The 19,200-nt window shown below is 73.0% G+C and carries 19 protein-coding genes; 10 read left to right on the top strand and 9 right to left on the bottom strand.

Going from position 1 to position 19,200, the window contains the following annotated elements:
* Positions 1–198 precede the first annotated feature (198 nt).
* Positions 199–1,383: a hypothetical protein gene (locus ABT296_RS23275; RefSeq protein WP_351930324.1), complete on the top strand. Its 1,185-nt coding sequence runs from the start codon at positions 199–201 to the stop codon at positions 1,381–1,383.
* Positions 1,384–1,526: 143 nt separating this feature from the next.
* A complete protein-coding gene (locus ABT296_RS23270) occupies positions 1,527–1,682 on the top strand; it encodes a hypothetical protein (protein ID WP_351930322.1) in 156 nt (51 codons plus the stop codon).
* A gap of 76 nt (positions 1,683–1,758) precedes the next feature.
* Here the strand turns inward: ABT296_RS23270 and ABT296_RS23265 are convergent, their stop codons facing one another.
* Genes ABT296_RS23265 through chsH3 form a run of 3 tightly spaced genes read right to left on the bottom strand, consistent with a single transcriptional unit; the run spans position 1,759 to position 4,691 of the window.
* On the bottom strand, positions 1,759–2,724 hold the full coding sequence (locus ABT296_RS23265) for a 3-oxoacyl-ACP reductase (protein WP_351930320.1): 966 nt from the start codon (positions 2,722–2,724) through the stop codon (positions 1,759–1,761).
* Positions 2,721–3,797 (bottom strand): Zn-dependent alcohol dehydrogenase, encoded by a 1,077-nt coding sequence (locus tag ABT296_RS23260; RefSeq protein ID WP_351930318.1) that lies wholly within the window; start codon positions 3,795–3,797, stop codon positions 2,721–2,723. Before ABT296_RS23260 ends, ABT296_RS23265 begins: the two co-directional genes overlap by 4 nt.
* A 36-nt stretch (positions 3,798–3,833) precedes the next feature.
* A complete protein-coding gene (gene chsH3, locus ABT296_RS23255; RefSeq protein WP_351930316.1) occupies positions 3,834–4,691 on the bottom strand; it encodes an enoyl-CoA hydratase ChsH3 in 858 nt (285 codons plus the stop codon).
* Positions 4,692–4,957: 266 nt separating this feature from the next.
* Between chsH3 and ABT296_RS23250 the strand changes: the two genes are divergently transcribed.
* Together ABT296_RS23250 and ABT296_RS23245 are read left to right on the top strand one after the other, a co-directional pair.
* Positions 4,958–6,406 carry a sensor histidine kinase gene (locus ABT296_RS23250; protein ID WP_351930314.1) on the top strand — a complete coding sequence of 483 codons (1,449 nt, stop codon included), beginning with the start codon at positions 4,958–4,960 and terminating at the stop codon, positions 6,404–6,406.
* Positions 6,407–6,411: 5 nt separating this feature from the next.
* Positions 6,412–7,044: a response regulator gene (locus ABT296_RS23245; protein WP_351930380.1), complete on the top strand. Its 633-nt coding sequence runs from the start codon at positions 6,412–6,414 to the stop codon at positions 7,042–7,044.
* Between the two features lie 42 nt (positions 7,045–7,086).
* Here the strand turns inward: ABT296_RS23245 and ABT296_RS23240 are convergent, their stop codons facing one another.
* The 3 genes from ABT296_RS23240 to ABT296_RS23230 form a co-directional block, all read right to left on the bottom strand.
* Complete coding sequence (locus ABT296_RS23240) at positions 7,087–7,905, bottom strand: hypothetical protein (RefSeq protein WP_351930312.1); 819 nt, start codon at positions 7,903–7,905, stop codon at positions 7,087–7,089.
* Positions 7,905–8,444 (bottom strand): SigE family RNA polymerase sigma factor, encoded by a 540-nt coding sequence (locus ABT296_RS23235; RefSeq protein WP_351930310.1) that lies wholly within the window; start codon positions 8,442–8,444, stop codon positions 7,905–7,907. The genes ABT296_RS23240 and ABT296_RS23235 overlap by 1 nt, the downstream gene beginning before the upstream one ends.
* Before the next feature lie 63 nt (positions 8,445–8,507).
* A complete protein-coding gene (locus tag ABT296_RS23230) occupies positions 8,508–9,941 on the bottom strand; it encodes an MFS transporter (protein WP_351930308.1) in 1,434 nt (477 codons plus the stop codon).
* Positions 9,942–10,125: 184 nt separating this feature from the next.
* Between ABT296_RS23230 and ABT296_RS23225 the strand changes: the two genes are divergently transcribed.
* The 6 genes from ABT296_RS23225 (at position 10,126) to ABT296_RS23200 (ending at position 15,963) form a co-directional block, all read left to right on the top strand.
* Positions 10,126–11,865: an MFS transporter gene (locus ABT296_RS23225; protein WP_351930306.1), complete on the top strand. Its 1,740-nt coding sequence runs from the start codon at positions 10,126–10,128 to the stop codon at positions 11,863–11,865.
* A 92-nt stretch (positions 11,866–11,957) separates the two neighbouring features.
* Positions 11,958–12,608 (top strand): class I SAM-dependent methyltransferase, encoded by a 651-nt coding sequence (locus ABT296_RS23220; protein ID WP_351930304.1) that lies wholly within the window; start codon positions 11,958–11,960, stop codon positions 12,606–12,608.
* 22 nt (positions 12,609–12,630) lie between these two features.
* The gene (locus ABT296_RS23215) at positions 12,631–13,578 is read left to right on the top strand and encodes an N-acetylmuramoyl-L-alanine amidase (protein WP_351930302.1); all 948 of its coding nucleotides are present in this window, start codon (positions 12,631–12,633) and stop codon (positions 13,576–13,578) included.
* A 158-nt stretch (positions 13,579–13,736) separates the two neighbouring features.
* Positions 13,737–14,525, top strand: coding sequence for a DUF5336 domain-containing protein (locus tag ABT296_RS23210; protein ID WP_351930300.1), 789 nt, complete (start codon positions 13,737–13,739; stop codon positions 14,523–14,525).
* 102 nt (positions 14,526–14,627) lie between these two features.
* Complete coding sequence (locus ABT296_RS23205) at positions 14,628–15,635, top strand: LLM class F420-dependent oxidoreductase (RefSeq protein WP_351930299.1); 1,008 nt, start codon at positions 14,628–14,630, stop codon at positions 15,633–15,635.
* Positions 15,636–15,672: 37 nt separating this feature from the next.
* Positions 15,673–15,963, top strand: coding sequence for a hypothetical protein (locus ABT296_RS23200; protein ID WP_351930297.1), 291 nt, complete (start codon positions 15,673–15,675; stop codon positions 15,961–15,963).
* Positions 15,964–15,965: 2 nt separating this feature from the next.
* Here the strand turns inward: ABT296_RS23200 and ABT296_RS23195 are convergent, their stop codons facing one another.
* Genes ABT296_RS23195 through ABT296_RS23185 form a run of 3 tightly spaced genes read right to left on the bottom strand, consistent with a single transcriptional unit; the run spans position 15,966 to position 19,158 of the window.
* Positions 15,966–17,036, bottom strand: coding sequence for a prenyltransferase/squalene oxidase repeat-containing protein (locus tag ABT296_RS23195; protein ID WP_351930295.1), 1,071 nt, complete (start codon positions 17,034–17,036; stop codon positions 15,966–15,968).
* Positions 17,033–17,794 carry a class I SAM-dependent methyltransferase gene (locus ABT296_RS23190; RefSeq protein ID WP_351930293.1) on the bottom strand — a complete coding sequence of 254 codons (762 nt, stop codon included), beginning with the start codon at positions 17,792–17,794 and terminating at the stop codon, positions 17,033–17,035. The genes ABT296_RS23195 and ABT296_RS23190 overlap by 4 nt, the downstream gene beginning before the upstream one ends.
* Positions 17,788–19,158, bottom strand: a complete 1,371-nt coding sequence (locus ABT296_RS23185; protein WP_351930291.1) for a glycosyltransferase family 4 protein — start codon at positions 19,156–19,158, stop codon at positions 17,788–17,790. Before ABT296_RS23185 ends, ABT296_RS23190 begins: the two co-directional genes overlap by 7 nt.
* Positions 19,159–19,200: the final 42 nt, after the last annotated feature.

Raw genomic sequence — 19,200 nt, 5'->3', positions numbered from 1 at the left:
GGGGAAAAGGCTACCTGCCTGCTCTGTGCCGCAGAACCGTCGCGGGGTCCGCCGCCGGTCACGGTTCCCGCACAGCACACGCGCCCCCGTTCCCTCAGACGAATCGTTTCTTGGCCACCCTTATGTGTGAAGCGGAAGCCTGCCGGTCCCCCGTCTGTGCGTGCGAAAACTAGCTTCGTCGCCGGAGGTGACCAGACGATGACGGCCTGTGCGACCGAACCCGCGGCTCCGGAGTCCGGGACGCCGCGGGCCCAGTGCGCGATCACCGCGGACGGCGCCTACGGCGCCCGTCTCGCCCTGGACGGCGACTGCTGGTTCCCGGAGCGCTGGACGCTGGACGGACCCGAGCCGTACGCGGTGCCGCTGCCCGGCAACCAGCCGGAGGAGCCCGGTACCGAGGTGCAGCCGATGGGCGACGGGCGGGTGCTGATCCACCGGCCGACCGACGGACGGCATGTCTTCAGCCTGCTCTACCCGACCGGACCGGGCACCGGTGAGCTGCTGATCGGCGCGGTGGCGTGCCCCGACGCGGACACCCGGCTGCGGCTGCTGCCCCCGGCACCGTGCGGGCGCCGGGCGTACGCCCTCGCGGTGGGCCGGCACACCAGCGCGGTGTGGCTGGTGGCGGGCGGCGCCTTCGGGCCGGAGCACGTGGCCGAGCTGCCGGGGCGCTGCTCGGGCGGGGTGTGGCTGGACCGCGCGGGGCGGATGCTGGCGCTGGACCGGGAGGTCGGCGGGCGGACCAAGGCGATCGTGGTGGACCTGGAGCGCGGGGGCGAGGTGTCGCCGCTGCTCCAGATCGCGGCGGACAGCGACGACCGGCTGCTGCTCGCCGACCCGGACAGCGGGCTGCTGCTGATCGGCTCGGACGCGCCGGAGCCGGGCCGGGCGCCGCGGCTGGGGTGGGGGGTGCTGGGCAGCACGCTGCCGGTGCGGTTCCCGGAGTGCCTGCGGGTGCCGGGCAGCTCGGTGACGCCGTTCGCGATCCAGCCGGGGCAGGTGCTGACACCGGAGAGCTGCGGGGTGGCGCTGAGCGTGGCCGGTCCGCCGGGCGCCTGGGTCGGGGTGTGGCGGCCCGCCGACCGGCAGCTGCGTCATCTCGCGGCGCCCGAGGGGTGGCTGACGGGCGCCGGGCTGTGGACGCGGGACGGCGAGCTGCGGCTGCCGTACGCCACGGACGAGGTGCCGTGCGGTGTGGAGCGGGTGCCGCCGGCGTTCTTCGGGGCCGCGGGGACGCCCGCCGGGACTGCCGCCGGGGAGGGGAAGGACGCTTCGGGTGATCCGGCCCCGGACGGTGCGGGCCCAGCTGTGGACCCGGAGCCCGTCGCACCCCGTCCGGTGCCGTTGCAGCAGGCCCCGTTGGCGCGCCTGGTCGCGAAGTAGCGGCGCCTCGGCAGGCGGTGTCCGGACACCGCTTGTAACGAAGTGGTGGCGGTTGGCGTGTGCGGCTGGAACGGGGCCGAGGTGGGCCCGGTAAGCTCTCCCGGCTGTCTGAAAGATCTTGTCTACGGGGTGAATTTCTTCCGATGAGCAACGCCACTACGACCCAGCCGGCTGCCGGGACCGAGGAGAACGCAGGTCACGGCAGGCATCGTGGTCCGGTCTCCTCCCAGGAGGGCGAGGCGGCCCCGCAGGGCCGTCACCGCAAGCCGGTGGAGCAGCCGGCCGGCACGGCGGCCTGAACCCGGGCAGAGGGCCCCGTCCGCATCTCGGTGCGGGCGGGGCCCTTCTTCGTGCCCGGGCCGGCCGGCAAGGGTGCTACGTCCGCTTCAGCCCGAGCACTTCCGCCGCGGCGAAGGTCTCCCCCGGCGGCCGGTCCGCGTAGTGCGCGGTGAGTACGGCGTCGAGTTCGTCGTAGCTGAAGGTGTCCTGCTTGCTGTCGAACTGGGCGCGCACCCGCGGCCGTTCGACGATCGCGACCATCCCGCCGTGCACGACGAGCAGTTGCCCGTTGACCCGGGCGGCGGCGGGTGAGGCCAAGTAGCCGACGAGCGGGGCGACGTGCTCGGGCGCCAGCGGATCGAGGCCCTCGGCGCCGGCTCCGTTGCCGGCTCCGGTGTCGGCCGCGGGGCGCTGGAACACGTCTTCGGTCATCCGGGTGAGGGCGCGCGGGCAGATGGCGTTGGCGGTGACGCCGTACTTGGCGAGCGCGAGGGCCGTGGACGTGGTCAGGCCGACGATGCCGCCCTTGGCGGCCGCGTAGTTGGGCTGGCCCGCGGAGCCGGCGAGGAACGCCTCGGAGGAGGTGTTCACGATCCGCCCGTACACCGGCCGGCCCGTGGCCTTGGACCGCTCCCGCCAGTGCGCGGCCGCGAACCGGGTGGTGTTGAAGTGGCCCTTGAGGTGGACCCGGATCACCGAGTCCCACTCGTCCTCGGTCATGGAGAAGACCATGCGGTCGCGCAGGATGCCCGCGTTGTTGACGAGGATGTCCAGCCGGCCGAACTCCGAGATCGCCGTGCCGACCAGCCGGGCGGCCTGCTGGAAGTCGGCGACGTCCCCGGCGTGCGCGAGCGCCCGGCCGCCCGCGGCGCGGATCTCGGCGGCCGTCTCCTCGGCGGGACCGGCGGACGAGGCGCCGGAGCCGTCCCGGCCGGGCTGCCCGAAGTCGTTGACGACGACGGCCGCGCCGAGCCGCGCCAGTTCCAGCGCCTCGGCCCGGCCAAGGCCCCGGCCCGCGCCGGTGACGACCGCGGCGAGCCCTTCCAGCGGCGCGGCCGTCACAGCTCTACGCAGGTGCGCAGGGCGCTGCCGGTGCGCATCTGGTCCAGGGCCTCGTTGATCTCGGCCAGGGGCACCCGGTGGGTGATCAGGCCGGCCAGGTCGACGCGGCCCGCCCGCCACAGGGCGATGGTCCGTTCGTAGGAGCGCAGGACGTCCCCGCCGCCGTACATGGACGGCAGGATCCGCTTCTCGTCGAAGAACAGCTCGAACATGTTGAGCTGGAGGTTGTCGTCCATCGCGCCCGCGCCGACGATGACGAGGGTGCCGCCGCGCCGGGTGTTGTCGTAGGCGGTGCGGGCGGTGGCGGACTTGCCGACCACCTCGAAGACGTAGTCGAAGCCCTCTCCGGCGGTGATCTCCTGTTTGGCGTCGGGGAGTTCGTCGGGCGACACGGCCCGGGTGGCGCCGAACCGCAGCGCGGCCTCGCGCCGGCCGGCGACGGGGTCGACGGCGACGATCTCGGCGGCTCCCCGGAGCCGGGCGCCCTGGACGGCGGAGATGCCGACGCCGCCGCAGCCGATGACGGCGACCGACGAACCGGCCTCCACCCGGGCGGTGTTGATGGCGGCGCCGAGGCCGGTGGTGACCCCGCAGCCGATGAGCGCGGCTATGTCGAAGGGCACGTCCTCGGGGATCGGCACGGCGCAGCCCGCGTCGACGACGACCTCCTCGGCGAAGGTGCCGGTGCCGGCGAAGCCGAACACATCGCCGCCGGGGCGCTTGAAGTTGGGGGTGCCTGCGTTCATGAACCCGGCCAGGCACAGCTGGCTCTGGCCGCGCCGGCACGCGGGGCAGGCGCCGCAGGCCGGCAGCCAGCAGACGACGACCCGGTCGCCCGGCTTCAGGCCGGTGACGTGCTCGCCGACTTCGAGGATCTCGCCCGCGCCCTCGTGGCCCGGCACGAAGGGCGCCGGCTGCGGCAGTACGCCGTTCATCGCGGACAGGTCGGAGTGGCACAGGCCGGTGGCCCGCACCCGGATCCGTACCCGGCCGGGCCCGAAGCCCACCGCCTCGACGTCGTCGAGGACCTCCAGTTTGTCCTGGCCGGTCTCGTGCAGTACGGCTGCGCGCATGGTGCGGCTCCCCTCGGCGATGGGCTGGACTCGGGCTCAGCTGTGCTGGACGACGGTGTCGGTGAGGACGGGCGCGTCGTCCCGGTCGACGGCGGTGACGGTGGCCCGGACCTCGTCGCCCCGGTGCCACATCCGGATGCGCAGGGTCTCGCCCGGGTAGACGACACCGGCGAACCGGGTGGAGTAGGAGCGCACCCGGCCGGCCTCGCCGCCGAGCAGGGTGTCGACGACCGCCTTGAGGGTGACGCCGTAGGTGCACAGCCCGTGCAGGATGGGCCGCTGGAACCCGGCCCGCGCGGCGAACTCGGGGTCGGCGTGCAGCGGGTTCCAGTCGCCGGAGAGGCGGTAGAGCAGCGCCTGGTCCTCGCGCAGGGTCCGCTCGACGGTCTTGTCGGGCTCGCCGGTGGGCGGTTCCGGGCGGGCGGACGGACCCCGGTCGCCGCCCCAGCCACCCTCTCCGCGGACGAAGATCTGGGAGTCGTTGGTCCACAGCGGGCCGTCCCCGTCCTCGGCCTCGGTGCGCAGGACGAGGACGGCGGCCTTGCCCTTGTCGTACAGGGCGGCCAGGCGCGAGGTGGTGGTCGCGGTGCCCTCGGCGGGGATGGGCCGGTGCAGGCGCACGCTCTGGCCGCCGTGCAGCACGCGGGCCAGTTCGACCTCGATGCCGGGCAGCGACAGACCGCTGATGACTCCGGGCGCGCCGGCCCCGGCGACGGTGGCGAAGCTGGGCAGCACCTGAAGCCGGGACTCCAGGGTGTAGCGCAGCTCGCCCGGGTCGGTGGCCGGGATTCCGGCGCCGATGCCCAGGTGGTAGAGCTGCACGTCCTTGGTGGTCCAGGCGATCTCCCCGGAGCGGGGTTCCGCTGCCAGCGCCTTCGCTGCGTCGATGGGCATGGGACTCCTGACGGGTCTGAGACCTCGGCGCGGTCGTCCGCACCGTCGGCCGCACCGAGGTCGCGCATGGGCGGACCTAGAACGCGTTCCAGTCCGGCGCCCTCGTTATAGCCGAGCGCCCCGAAGTTGTGAAGACTCCTGACAGTGCGTCAGAGAACCTGGTTCCGGTGACATTTGTACCGCCCGAGTCCGTACGGCGGGCCCTGCCGCGACGGCGTGCCCGCTTCCTACGCTGAGTGCTCCACCAGGCGAACGGGGGTTGCCGGATGACGCACGAGCACTGCAGGAGCGGCGAGGGTGCCGGGACGCGCCCTCCCACCCGGCTCACCCTGCTGCCCTGGCTGCTGCTGGGCATGGGCGCCTTCTCCAACCTCTTCCGGGGCGAGGCGTCCAACCCCTGGATCGGCGGCCTCGGCCTGCTGGCCTTCAACTCCCTCTACATCTACGTGACCGTCCGCTCCTTCCTGCCCGGGACCCGCGAGTCCCTCTCCACCCGGGCGGCGCTCGGCCTGCTGGCCGCGGTGACCTGCGCCCTGGGCCTCGGCTACGGCGGCAGCTGGCTGCTGTTCTTCCCGCTGCTCGGACTGGCCACGGGTGCGGCGGTGCGGATGCCCCGGCTGCGCGTGGCGGGCGCCGCGGTGACCGTGCTCGCCGGGGTGGTCTGCGTCCTGCGGGACGGCTGGGGCGGCCTGGACACCGTCTACGCGACGGCGATCTCCGCCATGGTGACGGCGGCGATCCTCTCCCTGTCCGACGCGGTACGCGAACTCCGCGCCGCCCGCGAGGAACTGGCCCGGCGCGCGGTGGAGGAGGAGCGGCTGCGGTTCTCCCGCGATCTGCACGACCTGCTCGGCCACACCCTCTCGGTGATCGTGGTCAAGTCGGAGGCGGCCCGCCGGCTGGCCCCGCACGACGTCGACGCGGCGGTGCTCCAGATCACCGACATCGAGTCGGTCGGCCGCCAGGCCCTCACCGAGATCCGCGAGGCGGTCACCGGGTACCGTGCGGGCGGTCTCGCCACCGAACTGGACCGCGCGCGCTCGGCGCTGACGGCGGCGGGGATCACGGTGACGCTGGACCACCCGGACCTCCCCCTGCCCCCTCGGACCGAGGCCCTGCTGGGGTGGGTCGTCCGGGAGGCGACGACCAACGTCCTCCGGCACAGCGGCGCCCACCACTGCACGATCACGCTCTCCCGGGACACGGAATCGGTACGGCTACGGGTGTCGGACGACGGGCACGGGGGTGGCCCGGCGAGCGGCCCGGTGGGCCCGGGGCACAACCCGGCCGGAGGGAGGGGAGCCCGGGTGAGCCCGACGCGAGAGCCGGCCGCCCCGACGGTCGTCGGCCCGGCCGACGGACTTGAAGGGCGTCCCGAGGGATCCGGCGAGCGGCACGACGGACCCGGCCGACGGTCCGACGGAAGGCCCGGACGGCCGGGGACACGGTCGGCCGGAGGGAGGGGAGGGGGCGGCACGGCCGTCGGCGGCACCGGCCTGCCGGGGCTCAGCGAGCGGATCTCGGCGGCGGGCGGAACGCTGGGCGCGGAGGCCGGCGAGAACGGCGGTTTCACCGTGACCGCGGAACTGCCCGCACCGGAGCGGGAGTTGGCGGCCATCGCCTCCACCCTCCCCCGCTCCCTCACCCACCACCTGCGAGAACACTCCTCCGACACCCCGCCGACCGGGTCCGCGCGGCCTACGCTTGGGCCGTGAACGAGATGCCCCGGGACCACCGTCCCGCCAAGTCGGTCAGGGTGCTGCTCGCCGAGGACCAGGGGATGATGCGGGGCGCCCTGGCGTTACTGCTGGGCATGGAGCCGGACCTGGAGGTGGTCGCCCAGGTCGGTTCGGGCGACGCCATCGTGGACGCGGCGCTCCTCCACCGTCCCGACGTGGCCCTCCTCGACATCGAACTGCCGGTCCGCAGCGGCCTGGACGCCGCGGCCGACCTGCGCGACCAGGTGCCCGACTGCCGGGTGCTGATCCTCACCACCTTCGGCCGGCCCGGCTATCTGCGCCGGGCCATGGAGGCGGGCGCCGTGGGCTTCCTGGTGAAGGACGGCCCGGTGGAGGAGCTGGCCGGGGCGATCCGCCGGGTCCTGACCGGCGAGACGGTGATCGACCCGGCGCTGGCGGCGGCCGCCCTGAGCGCCGGCCCCAGTCCGCTCACCGCCCGCGAGTGCGACGTACTGCGCGCCTCCGCGGACGGTGTGACGGTCGCCGACATCGCGGCCGGACTCCACCTCTCCGAGTCCACGGTCCGCAACTACCTCTCCTCGGCCATCGGCAAGACAGGCACCCGAAACCGGGCGGAGGCCCTGCGGGCGGCCCGACAGCAGGGATGGGTGTAGCCCTTCGGATGCGACCCTCGGGTGCAGCGTTCGCGTGCGTCCCTAGTTCGCCGGCAGCGGAGCCATGAGCGTCGAGTCCTCGTAGGTCTTGCCCTTCGGTGCCAGACACACGAACCAGTTCACCGGAGAGCCCTCGACGGAGGCGAACACGGCTCCGTCGGAACCGATCATGTTGCCCTCGCCCATCCGGCGCGTCTCGGTTCTCGTGCCGTCCGTCCAGATGCACGCGACACCGAGTGAGTCCTTGACGGCCTGACCGACCACCAGACGCTCCGGACCTTCGGGGTCAGGGGCCTCGGGGTCCAGCGGGACGACCGCGAGCGAGCCCGCCGGATACCGCTCGTAGGGGTTGACGACGTTCTGCATGATCTCCTCGCGCGCGTCCCCGTACGTCCGGATCACGAAGTAGGCGTTCCGGTAGATGAGCTGGGACGCCGTGTCCACGCCGTCCGGCCGCATCCCGCGCTCGTCCATCGCCGCCAGCTGGGCCCGTGCCTGCTCCCCGTCCTCGGGCGCCGTCCACAGGTCCACGGTCACATTCCACGCGGTGCCCGCTTCCAGGCCCATCGCCACAACGATCGAGCGGGGCTCCAGCAGTCCGGCCGGAGCGTTCGCCACCGTCGCTCCCCGGTCGCCGCCCGTTCCGGGCAGCCCCGCCACGGCCACCGCCCCCGTCGTCCCGGCGATCACCAGCGCCGTCACCGTCGCGACGGCCCACCGCCGCGCCCTGCGCCAGCGGCCGCCCCGGATCACCGCCTGGGTGGGGGCTATACCGATCTCCACCTCGTCCGCCGCCTCGGCCAGCATCAGGGCGATGTCCCTGTGGGTCATGTCGAGGTTCGTCTCCCGGTCCGCGCTCATCACATCCGCCCTCCGTACGTCACCGTCTCCGCCAGGCCCGGTATGGCGCGCAGTTTCGCGATCCCCTTGGCCGCGTTGCTCTTCACCGCGCCGACGGAACAGCCCATCGCCGCCGCCGTCTGTGTCTCGGTCAGGTCCTCCCAGTACCGCAGGACCACCGCCTCCCGCTGCCGGGGCGGCAGTTCGGCGAGCGCCGCCAGCAGGGCGTTGCGGTCGTCGGCCTGGGCGATGCGGTCGCCGGAGTCGGCGATCTCGCGCACCAGCCCGGAGTCGTCCTTCGGCGCCAGGAACTCCCTGAGCCGCCTGCGGTGCCTGCGCGCGTGCGCGTTGATCATCACGCGCCGGACGTAGGCTTCCGGTTCGTCGGCCGAGCCGACTCTGCGCCAGGCCACGTAGACCTGTTCGAGCGTCGTCTGGACCAGATCCTCAGCGGCGTGCTGCTCCCCCGTGAGGAGAAATGCCGTACGCATCAGCCGCGGCCAGCGGCCGGTGACGAAGCTCTGGAACTCCGCGTCCCGAGCCCGTGTCCGTTCCCCCATGGGCACCTCCTTGATGAAATAAGGAGTCCATGGGGGACCCGAACCGTTGCCTCTCCCCCCGCCTCACTCCGAGGAATTGCCCCGCGGCAGCCACACCAGCATCAGCAGCGCCCCCGCCAGCAGCACCGCCGTACCCGCGCGGAAGACCAGCGCGTAGCCCTCCGTCAGGGCGTGCGCCCTGGTGCCCGCGGTGTGCTCGGTGCGGCTCGCCGCGAGGGTGGACATGACCGCCAGGCCGAGTGAACCGCCCATCGTGCGGGAGGTGTTGACCAGGCCCGCCACCAGTCCCGCCTCCTGCGGGGGCGCTCCCGAGATGGCCAGCGACGCCAGCGGGGTCGTGGTGAGTCCGGCGCCGAACATCATCAGGACGCCGGGGATCAGGATCGCCGTGAGGTAGGAGCCGTCCACGGTCATCGTCGACTGCCAGGCGAAGCCGGCCGCCGCCACGAGCGTGCCGAGCACGGCCAGGGCGCGGGCGCCGAGCCGGGGCATGAAGCGGGGTGCGACCTTGGAGCCGACGATCACGGCCACCGAGCTGGGCACCAGGGCGAGCCCGGCCTCCAGCGGGGAGTAGCCGAGCACGTTCTGCGCGTACAGCGTCAGGAAGAACCACAGGCAGAACATGGCGAAGCCGCACAGGAACATCGACACGTTCGCGGAGGAAACCGAGCGCCGCGCGAGCAGTCCGAGCGGCATCAGCGGCGCGGCCGTACGTGCCTCGACGGCGACGAAGAGGCCGATGAGGGCGAGTCCGGCGGCCAGCGGCACCAGGGTGGCGGGCGCCGTCCAGCCCGCGGCCTCGGTCTGCGAGACCCCGTAGGCGAGGGTGGCGAGTCCGGCCGTCACCAGTACCGCGCCCGGCAGGTCGAGCCGGCGCCGGTCCCCGGCGCGGCTCTCGGCCAGGTACCGGGCGGCGCCGAACAGGACGACCGCGCCGACCGGCACGTTGATCAGCAGTACCCAGCGCCAGGACAGCAGCTCGACCAGGAGCCCGCCGACGAAACTGCCCGCGGCGCCGCCGCCCGCGCCGACCGCGGTCCAGGTGGCGATGGCCCGTGCCCGGGCCGGCCCCTCGGGCACCGCGGCGGTGACGATGGTCAGCGTGGACGGGGCCAGCACGGCCGCGCCGAGCCCCTGTACGGCCCGGGCGAGCAGCAGATGCCAGTCGTCCTGGGCGAGCCCGCCGCCGAGGGAGGCCAGGGTGAACAGGGTGAGCCCGACCAGGAACATCCGCTTGCGTCCGTAGAGGTCACCGGCCCGGCCGCCGAGCAGCATGAACCCGGCGAAGGCGATGGCGTAGGCGTTGACCACCCATTGCAGACCCTGTTCGTTCAGGGCGAGGCCGGTGCGCATGGCGGGGAGGGCGGTGTTCACCACGGAGACGTCGAGGACGACGAGGAACTGGCCCGCGCAGGCGAGCGCCACCACCAGCCAGGCGGGGGGCGCGGTACGGCGGGGCACTCGGGTGACGTCGGCGGCTTCGAGCATGCCTGTCATGTTCTCAACCGCCCGACGCTCCTGGCATCGGGATTTCGGCCCGGTCCGTGAGACGTACGCCTCAGCCGGAGCCCGGCGGGCGGGGGCGCGGCGGGCGGGGGCGCGGCCCAAGAGAAGGTCAAGATTTCATTAGGAGGCCGAAACAACGGAATAGTTGCTCGGGCACACCGAGTTCAAGCTACACATGACACGCCCTCCGCCCGAGCAGCCCACCGTGAGAACGGCCCGCGGATCCGTCGTCCCCGTTCTCGCCTTCGCGGGCATCGTGGTCGCGGTGATGCAGACGCTGCTCGTCCCGGTCATCAAGGACCTGCCGCAACTGCTGGACACCTCCCCCTCCAACGCCACCTGGGTCCTCACCTCCACCCTGCTCTCCGGCGCGGTGGCCACCCCGATCATGGGTCGGCTCGGCGACCTGTACGGCAAGCGCCGCCTGCTGGTGCTCAGCCTCTCCGTGATGGTGGTCGGCGCCCTGGTCAGCGCCGTCACCAGCGCCCTGCTCCCGATGATCGTCGGCCGCACCCTCCAGGGCTTCGCGATGGGCGCCATCCCGCTCGGCATCGGCCTGATGCGCGACATGCTGCCGCGCGAGAAGCTCGGCTCGGCGATGGCCCTGATGAGCTCCTCGATCGGCGTCGGCGGCGGACTCGCGCTGCCCGCCGCGGCCCTGGTCGCCCAGCACTCCGACTGGCACGCACTGTTCTACGGCGCCGCCGGCCTCGGCGTGCTGGCGATCGCCCTGACCCTGCTCGCCGTACCGGAGTCCCCGATGCGCGCGGAGGGCTCCTTCGACCTGCCGGGCGCCCTCGGCCTCTCCGCCGGACTGGTCCTCTTCCTGCTGCCGATCACCAAGGGCAGCGACTGGGGCTGGGCCTCCGCCACCACGCTCGGCCTGTTCGCGGCGTCCGTCGCCGTACTGCTCCTGTGGGGCGTCTACGAGCTGCGCGTGAAAGCGCCCCTGGTCGACCTGCGCACCACGGCCCGCCCCGCCGTCCTCTTCACCAACCTCGCCTCGATCATGGTCGGCGTCTCCTTCTACGTCGTCTCCCTGGTCCTGCCCCAGCTCCTCCAGCTGCCCACCGCCACCGGCTACGGCCTCGGCCAGTCGATGGTGACGGCGGGCCTGCTGGTCGCCCCGCTGGGCCTGACGATGATGTTCACCGCCCCCGTCTACGCCCGTCTGTCGGCGAAGCACGGACCGAAGTTCACCCTGGTCCTGGGCCTGCTGATCATCGGCGTCGGCTACGGCGCGGGCCTCGGCCTGATGAGCGCCGCCTGGCAGTCCCTCGTCATCGCGATCCTGCTGGGCGCGGGCATCGGCCTCGCCTACTCCTCGCTCCCGGCGCTGATCGTCGGCGCGGTCCCGGCGTCGGAGACGGGCGCGGCCAACGGTCTGAACACCCTGATGCGGTCCATCGGCACGTCCGTCTCCAGCGCCGTCATCGGCATGGTGCTGGCCAACACGGCGAACACCGTGAACGGCGTGGACGTCCCGACCATGCACGGCTTCCGTGTCTCCTTCCTGATCGCGACCGGCGCCGTGGCGATCGGCCTGCTGCTGGCCCTGTTCCTGCCGAAGCCGGACCGCGCGCCGAGGCTGCGCGCGAGCAGCGAGGAGGAGGCGGGACTGGCCCGCGCCGAGGAGGTCCTGAGCGGTTTCCGGGGCCGGGTGCTGGACGCCGACGGCGCCCCGGTCGCCCGCGCCCGGGTCACCCTGATCGACGGCGGCGGCCGCCGGGCGGGCGGCACCGTCTCGGCGGACGACGGCAGCTACGCCCTCCCGGTCCCGGCCCGGGGCTCCTACGTCCTGGCCGCGAAGGCCGACGGCCACGGCCCGCACGCCTCCTCGGCGACCCACGCGGGCGGGGCCGGCCCGATCGAGATGGACCTCTCCCTGCCGGGCGAGACCGTCCCCGCCGGCTGACCCCGCCCCGCCGTACCCCCCGGTAGTCCCGCTGTCGGGGGGTACGGCAGCATGGGGCGCCGAGACACCCGTACGACCGAAAGGGCGCCCCCATGGCCCCGGCTCCCCAGCCCGAGATCCTGGCCGCGTTCGAGGCGGCGAAGGGGTTCATGCCCGCGGACGAGGGCCTGGCCCTGTACGCGGCGGCCGTGGACGCCGGACGGCTCGGCCTGCCCCTGCTGGAAGTCGGCACGTACTGCGGGCGCTCGACGATCCTGCTCGCCGACGCGGCCCGCGCCGCCGGTGTGACCGCGCTCACCGTCGACCACCACCGCGGCAGCGAGGAGCAGCAGCCCGGCTGGGAGTACCACGACCCGGAGACGGTCGACCCCGAGATCGGTCTGATGGACACGCTGCCCACCTTCCGCCGCACCCTGCACCGGGCGGGCCTTGAGGAGCATGTGGTGGCGCTGGTGGGCCGCTCCCCGCAGGTGGCCCGGGTCTGGGCGGGCCCGCTGGGCCTGGTCTTCGTCGACGGCGGGCACACCGACGAGCACGCCGGCGCCGACTACGAGGGCTGGGCGCCCCATGTGGCCGAAGGCGGACTGCTGGTGATCCACGACGTGTTCCCCGACCCGGTGGACGAGTTCACCGGCCAGGCCCCGTACCGCGTCTACCTCCGGGCCCTCGCCTCCGGCGCGTTCACCGAGGTCTCCGCGACCGGCTCGCTGCGCGTGCTGCGGCGAACGGGGGCGGGGATCTGAGGGCGCGGTTAGAGTCGCTGACGTGTCGTACGCAGGCCCTGAATTCGATCCGCCCCGCCGCCCCCGGCGCCGCCCCCTGACCGTGGCCCTCGCCGCGCTCGTGCCCGGGGCGCTGCTCGGCTGGGTGGTGTACGAGGCACTCGGCACCACGGACGGCTCGGGCAGCTCGGACCGCGCGGCCGTGGGATCCCCCTCGGCGACGGCGCCCTCCGCCGACGCGTCGCCCTCGTCCGGCGACGACGAGAAGCCGAGCCCCGGCCCCACCGGCGGCACACCTTCCGCGTCCGCCGTCTCCGGGCCGCTCAAGGGCAAGGTCGTCGTCATCGACCCGGGCCACAACCCCGCCAACTTCGAGCACACCGCCGAGATCAACCGCAAGGTCGACATCGGCACCGGCCTCAAGGAGTGCGACACCACCGGCACCACCACCAACGCCGGTTACGCGGAGGCCGAGTTCACCCTCGACGTCGCCCACCGGATGCGCACGCTGCTGGAGAAGCAGGGCGCGACGGTGAAGCTGACCCAGGACGGCGACCGTCCCTACGGGCCCTGCATCGACGAGCGGGCCCGGATCGGCAACGAGGCGAAGGCCGACGCGGTCGTCTCCGTGCACGCCGACGGCTCCGGCACCGGCAACCGCGGCTTCCACGTCATCCTGCCCGGCGCGGTGAACTCCGGCTCCGCGGACACCCGTCCGATCGTGGCGCCCTCGAAGGAGCTCGGCGAGCGCATCGCGGGCAACTTCGTCAAGGTCACCGGCAGCGCGCCCTCCAACTACGTGGGCGACGGCACCGGTCTCGTCACGCGTAAGGACCTCGGCGGTCTCAATCTGTCAACGGTTCCCAAGGTGTTCATCGAGTGCGGCAACATGCGCGATAGCAAGGACGCGGCACAGCTGACCAGCGGTGCGTGGCGGCAGAAGGCGGCGCAAGGGATCTCTGAGGGAATCGTGAGTTTCCTGCGCGGGTAACGATCAGCGCGCTGATCGGGGCGGACAGCCTGATCGTATGGAGGATAAGGTCATTCCTACGATGAGGGGCCACCCCCGCGCTTCACACCGGGGCCAGACGGCGACAGGGTGAGAGCGACGCCTCTACCGATGACGAGACGACCTACGAAGGACCTGAAGTGAATATCCGCTCCCTCACTCGAGGCGACGGCGTGGTGATCGGAGCAGCGGTGTTGCTCTTCATTGCGTCTTTCCTCGACATGTACTCCGTCGACGGCTTCGGCGGCGACATCCCGAGCGCGTGGGAAAACCTGTACACCGGCATGGGCGTCTACCTGGGCGGAGTGATCGGTGCCGCGCTGATCGTCGTCAACCGCCTGCTGCCGGCCCCGCGCAAGGTCGCCGGCCTCGACCTGGGCACGGTCGGCACGGCGTTCACCGTCTTCGCGACCTGGGTGCTGTTCTGGACCCTCGTCGACGTTCCCGAGGGTGTCTCCGCCGGTGGCGCGCTCATCCTCGGTTTCATCGCGGCCCTGCTCCTCGCGGGCGGCGCCATCGCCGGCCCGCTCCTGCCCGCCCTCAAGGCTCCCCTCCTGCCCGCCCCCGGCCCGGCCGCGCCGCAGCCGTACGGCGGTCAGCCGCAGGGTGGTTACGGGTACCCGGGCGCTCCGCAGCCGCAGCCGGGGCAGCCGTTCGGCGGTCAGCCGCAGGGCGGTCAGCCTCCGTTCGGCGGGCAGCCGGGCCAGCCGCAGCCGCCGGCCCCGGCCGGTGACTTCTCCCCGTTCTGGTTCGCGGTGCCGGTGCCGCGCCCGCTGTTCGCGGAGGACGGTTCCCCGTCGCCGATCGCCGAACTGGCGCCCGGCACCTGGTACCTGGCCGTGGAGCAGCGCGGCCAGAACCTGATCGCGCAGACGCAGGACGGCCGTCGTGGTGTCCTCCAGGACACCAGCGGCATCCAGCGCGGCTGAGTCGCACCAGCCGTAGCACGACGGCGGCCCCTCACCCTTCCCGGTGAGGGGCCGCTGTCGTACAGTCGCCTCCCTTGGCTGACGTACCGTCAGGAGGCAGGCATGCGGCTCGGTCTCGCGCTCGGCTACTGGGGTCGCGGCCCCTCCCCGGACCACGTTCCGCTGGCCCGGGAGGCGGAACGGCTGGGCTACGACTCGGTGTGGACGGCGGAGAGCTGGGGCTCGGACGCCTTCACCCCGCTGACCTGGATCGCCGCGCAGACCTCAAGGATCAAGCTGGGTACGGCCGTTGCCCAGATGGCGGCCCGCTCACCGACCGCGACCGCGATGCACGCCCTCACCCTGGACCACCTCTCCGGCGGGCGCGTCATGCTCGGCCTCGGCCTGTCCGGCCCGCAGGTGGTGGAGGGCTGGTACGGCCGCCCGTTCCCGGCCTCGCCGCTGACCGCGACCCGGGAGTACGTGGACGTCGTACGGCAAGTGCTGCGGCGCCAGGGCCCGGTGGAGGTGGACGGCCGCTTCCACCCCCTGCCCTACCGCGGCGAGGGCGCCACCGGGCTCGGCAAGCCGCTCAGGCCCATCACCCACCCGCTCCGCCCCGAACTGCCCGTGCTGCTCGGCGCGGAGGGCCCGAGGAACGTCGCCCAGACCCTCCGTATCGCGGACGGCTGGCTCCCCCTGTACTGGTCGCCCACCCGCCCCGACGCCTACGCCCTGCCCGGCACCCTCCCGGAGGGCTTCCTGGTGGCGCCGATGGCCCGGGTACAGGTCTGCGAGGACGTGGCCGAGGGGCTGTTGCCGGTGAAGACGATGCTCGGCTTCTACATCGGCGGCATGGGCCACGCGGCCCGCAACTTCCACGCCGACCTCATGGCCCGCATGGGCTACGAGGAGCAGGCCCGCCGGATTCAGCGGCTGTTCCTCGAAGGGCGCCGGCAGGAGGCGGTGCTCGCCGTCCCCGACGCCTTCGCCGACGAGATCTCGCTGGTCGGCCCGCGCGAGCGGATCGCCGAGCGGCTCCAGGCGTGGCGCGAGGGCCCGGTGACGGACCTGCTGGCGCTGGCCCCGGACCGCGAGACCCTGCGGGTGCTGGCCGAACTCAACGCGTGACGCGTTTCATTCGGCCACGACCGGCAACCCGACCGTCATGTCCTCTCGATATCGCAACGGTACCTCGGCAGGCCGGATCATCGCGGTCGTCGCCGACGTCATGGCCTTCATACTCGGCCTGTGGATTCTGATGTACCTGCTCGACGCCAACCGCGGCAACGACTTCGTGCAGTTCGTCCACGACGTCGCCCACTGGCTCGCGGGCTGGTCCTACGACCTGTTCACGTTCGACGAGGCGTGGGCGCGGGTCGTCGCCGGATACGGCTTGGCGGCGGTGGTGTACCTGTTCGTCGGCCACGCCATCGCCAACCGGGTCCACCGCCACTGAGTTCAGACGCAGCAGTCGGGGTCCAGTCCCCTCGGCAGCTGCTCCCCGCCGAACACCCGGCAGGTCGCCTCGTGGCCGCCCAGGGCGGCGACCGCGAGCAGCAGGGACCCCGCCGTCCAGGTCGTCAGCTCCAGCGGCCAGATCGCGTCGTCGTCGAAGACGTAGCCCGTCCAGTACAGGCCACTGTCGTCGTCGCGCAGATGCTGGATGGACTGGAGGATCTCCAGCGCCCGGTCGGACTCGCCCATCGCCCACAGGGCCAGGGCGAGTTCGGCCGATTCGCCGCCGGTGACCCACGGGTTGGGGACGACGCACCGCACCCCGAGTCCGGGGACGACGAACCGGTCCCAGGACTCCTCGATGCGGGCCTTCGCCTCCGTGCCGGTCAGCGCGCCGCCCAGCACCGGGTAGTACCAGTCCATGGAGTAGCGGTCCTTGTCCAGGAACCGCTCCGGGTGGCGCCGGATCGCGTGCCGCAGCGCCCCCGCGGCCAACTCCCAGTCCGGCTGGGCCTCTTCGCGCTGTTCGGCGATGGCGAGCGCGCACCGCAGGGCGTGGTGGACCGAGGAGGACCCGGTCAGCAGGGCGTCCGCGGTCGGGGTGCCGTCGTCGTCGCGCCGCCAGCCGATCTGGCCGCCGGGCTGCTGGAGGCGCAGCACGAACTCGGTCGCCGCGTAGACGGTGGGCCACATCCGGTCCAGGAACGTGTCGTCGCCGGTGGAGAGGTAGTGGTGCCACACCCCCACCGCGATGTAGGCGACGAAGTTCGTCTCCCGGCCGCGGTCGGTGACGTCGTCGTGGGCGCCGTCGGCGTAGGCCGCGTACCAGGAGCCGTCGGTGTTCTGGTGTCGGGCGAGCCAGTCGTAGGCCCGCTCGGCGGCGTCGTGTTCGCCGGCCGCGTCCAGGCCCATGGCCGCCTCGACGTGGTCCCAGGGGTCGAGGTGGTGTCCCCGGAACCACGGGATGGCGCCGTCCTCCCGCTGCACGGCGAGGATTCCGGCGACGGTCGCGGCGGCCTGCCCGGCGGTCAGGACCCCGGGCAGGACCAGGTGTTCTGTCCGGGGAGTGGTCACTTGGCGGCCGCCTCGGAGGTCGCGGCGGACTCGGACAGCCGCGGCAGGTGGGGCTTGGTCGCGTAGGCGACGAAGCTCTTGCCGATCAGCGGGTTGAGCGCCTGCTCGGCGACCCGGGTGGCCAGCGGCTTCTTCATGATGTCCCAGACCAGCAGCTTGTGGTACGCCCGCACCGGCAGCGCCTTGTCGTTGTCGACGCCGAACGCGCACTTCAGCCACCAGTACGGCGAGTGCAGCGCGTGCGCGTGGTGGGTGCCGTAGGGCCGCAGGCCCGCCTCGCGGATCTTCCCGAGCAGTTCGTCCGCCTTGTAGATGCGGATGTGGCCGCCCTCGACCTCGTGGTAGGCGTCGGAGAGCGTCCAGCAGACCTTCTCGGGGCCGTAGCGCGGGACGGTGATGGCGATCCGGCCGCCGGGCCGGAGGACCCGGACCATCTCCGCCAGGACGCCCTTGTCGTCGGGGATGTGCTCCATGACCTCGGAGATGATGACGACGTCGAAGGACTCGTCGGGGAAGGGCAGCGCGAGCGCGTCGCCCTCCATGGCCGTGGCGGTGGCGCCCTCGGGGGCCTCGCCGGCCTCCTTCATCGCCGCGAACCACTTGGCGACCTCGCGGATCTCCTCGGCGTTCTGGTCCAGCGCGACGACCTGGGCGCCGCGCCGGTAGCACTCGAAGGCGTGCCGGCCGGCGCCGCAGCCGAGATCCAGCACACGGTCGCCCGGGGCGAGCGGGAACCGGGAGAAGTCGACGGTCAGCACGAGGCCCTGCTTTCGGGGTAGACGCCGGTTGCACTTGTCGGGGTCAGGGGCGCCGCGGGCACGGGGCCGCGGGCGGAGCGGGCGACGGCCTCGCGGTAGTGGCGGACCGTGCCCTCGGCGGCGCGGGCCCAGGTGAAGCGCTCCAGCACCCGTTCGCGTCCGGCCCGGCCGAGCCGTTCGCGCAGTCCCCGGTCGCCGAGCAGCCGGCTCAGCGCGGCGGCCAGCGCTCCCGCGTCGCCGGTCGGCACCGCCAGACAGGTCTCCCCGTCCGCTCCGGCGACCTCCGGGATCGCGCCGCCGGTCGTGGCGACCAGCGGGGTGCCGGTGGCCATGGCCTCGGCGGCGGGCAGGGAGAAGCCCTCGTAGAGCGAGGGCACGCAGGCGACCTCGGCCGAGCGGACCAGGTCGACGAGTTCGGCGTCGGAGATGCCCTTGACGAAGTCGACGCAGCCCTCGAGCCCGTACCGCTCGACCGCCTGCGCGACCGGGCCCTCGGCGGGCTTCTTGCCCACCACGACGAGGTGGGCGTCGGGGTGCTCGGTACGCACCTTCGCGAGCGCCTCGACGAGGAAGACCAGACCCTTGAGGGGGACGTCGGCGCTGGAGGTGGTGACGATCCGGCCGGGGATGCGCGCGACGGACGGATCCGGCGAGAAAAGATCGGTGTCGGCGCCGATGTGGACGACGTGCACCCGTTCCTCGCGCACCCCCAGGTGCTCGACGATCTCCGAGCGGGAGGTGCCGGAGACGGTGAGGACGGACGGCAGCCGGCGCGCGACGCGCTTCTGCATCCGGGTGAAGGCGTACCAGCGGCGCACGGAGTACCGGCGCTGCCATCCCTCGGCCGCGTCCAGCTCCAACTGCCGGTCGACGGTGATGGGGTGGTGGATCGTGGTGACGAGGGGGGCGCCCACGTCGCCCAGCAGGCCGTAGCCGAGGGTCTGGTTGTCGTGGACGACGTCGAACTCGCCGCGGCGGGCGCGCAGATGGCGGCGGGCGCGCAGCGAGAAGGTCAGCGGCTCGGGGAAGCCGCCGGTCCACATGGTCCCGACTTCCAGGGCGTCGATCCAGTCGCGGTACTCGCCGCGGCCCGGGGTGCGGAAGGGGTCGGGCTGCCGGTAGAGGTCGAGGCTGGCCAGCTCGGTCAGCGGCACGCCCTCGTCGAGCACGGGGTAGGGCTGGGCGCCGATGACCTCGACGCGGTGGCCGAGCCGCGCCAGTTCGCGGGAGAGGTGGCGGACGTAGACGCCCTGACCGCCGCAGAACGGGTTCCCTTTATAGGTGAGAAGCGCGATGTCGAGAGCTCGCTCGCCGTCCGCGGCGGGCTCCGTGGAGGAACCCGTCCGACTGGCCTCAGCGGTCACTCCGGGCCCCCTTCTCCCTGCACGGTCCCGCGACATTACGAC

The organism is Streptomyces sp. NPDC000983, assembly GCF_040299205.1.
Taxonomy (GTDB): Bacteria; Actinomycetota; Actinomycetes; order Streptomycetales; family Streptomycetaceae; genus Streptomyces.
The sequence above is the reverse complement of the archived record's forward strand: the minus strand, read 5'-3'. Positions and strand labels throughout refer to the sequence as shown.

Excerpts from the sequence above, each read along its gene's own strand:
- ABT296_RS23275 (WP_351930324.1), top strand. The coding sequence starts at position 199 with ATGACGGCCTGTGCGACCGAACCCGCGGCTCCGGAGTCCGGGACGCCG.
- ABT296_RS23270 (WP_351930322.1), top strand. The coding sequence starts at position 1,527 with ATGAGCAACGCCACTACGACCCAGCCGGCTGCCGGGACCGAGGAGAAC.
- ABT296_RS23260 (WP_351930318.1), bottom strand. The coding sequence starts at position 3,797 with ATGCGCGCAGCCGTACTGCACGAGACCGGCCAGGACAAACTGGAGGTC.
- chsH3 (WP_351930316.1), bottom strand. The coding sequence starts at position 4,691 with ATGCCCATCGACGCAGCGAAGGCGCTGGCAGCGGAACCCCGCTCCGGG.
- ABT296_RS23250 (WP_351930314.1), top strand. The coding sequence starts at position 4,958 with ATGACGCACGAGCACTGCAGGAGCGGCGAGGGTGCCGGGACGCGCCCT.
- ABT296_RS23245 (WP_351930380.1), top strand. The coding sequence starts at position 6,412 with ATGCCCCGGGACCACCGTCCCGCCAAGTCGGTCAGGGTGCTGCTCGCC.
- ABT296_RS23240 (WP_351930312.1), bottom strand. The coding sequence starts at position 7,905 with ATGAGCGCGGACCGGGAGACGAACCTCGACATGACCCACAGGGACATC.
- ABT296_RS23235 (WP_351930310.1), bottom strand. The coding sequence starts at position 8,444 with ATGGGGGAACGGACACGGGCTCGGGACGCGGAGTTCCAGAGCTTCGTC.
- ABT296_RS23230 (WP_351930308.1), bottom strand. The coding sequence starts at position 9,941 with ATGACAGGCATGCTCGAAGCCGCCGACGTCACCCGAGTGCCCCGCCGT.
- ABT296_RS23225 (WP_351930306.1), top strand. The coding sequence starts at position 10,126 with ATGACACGCCCTCCGCCCGAGCAGCCCACCGTGAGAACGGCCCGCGGA.
- ABT296_RS23220 (WP_351930304.1), top strand. The coding sequence starts at position 11,958 with ATGGCCCCGGCTCCCCAGCCCGAGATCCTGGCCGCGTTCGAGGCGGCG.
- ABT296_RS23205 (WP_351930299.1), top strand. The coding sequence starts at position 14,628 with ATGCGGCTCGGTCTCGCGCTCGGCTACTGGGGTCGCGGCCCCTCCCCG.
- ABT296_RS23200 (WP_351930297.1), top strand. The coding sequence starts at position 15,673 with ATGTCCTCTCGATATCGCAACGGTACCTCGGCAGGCCGGATCATCGCG.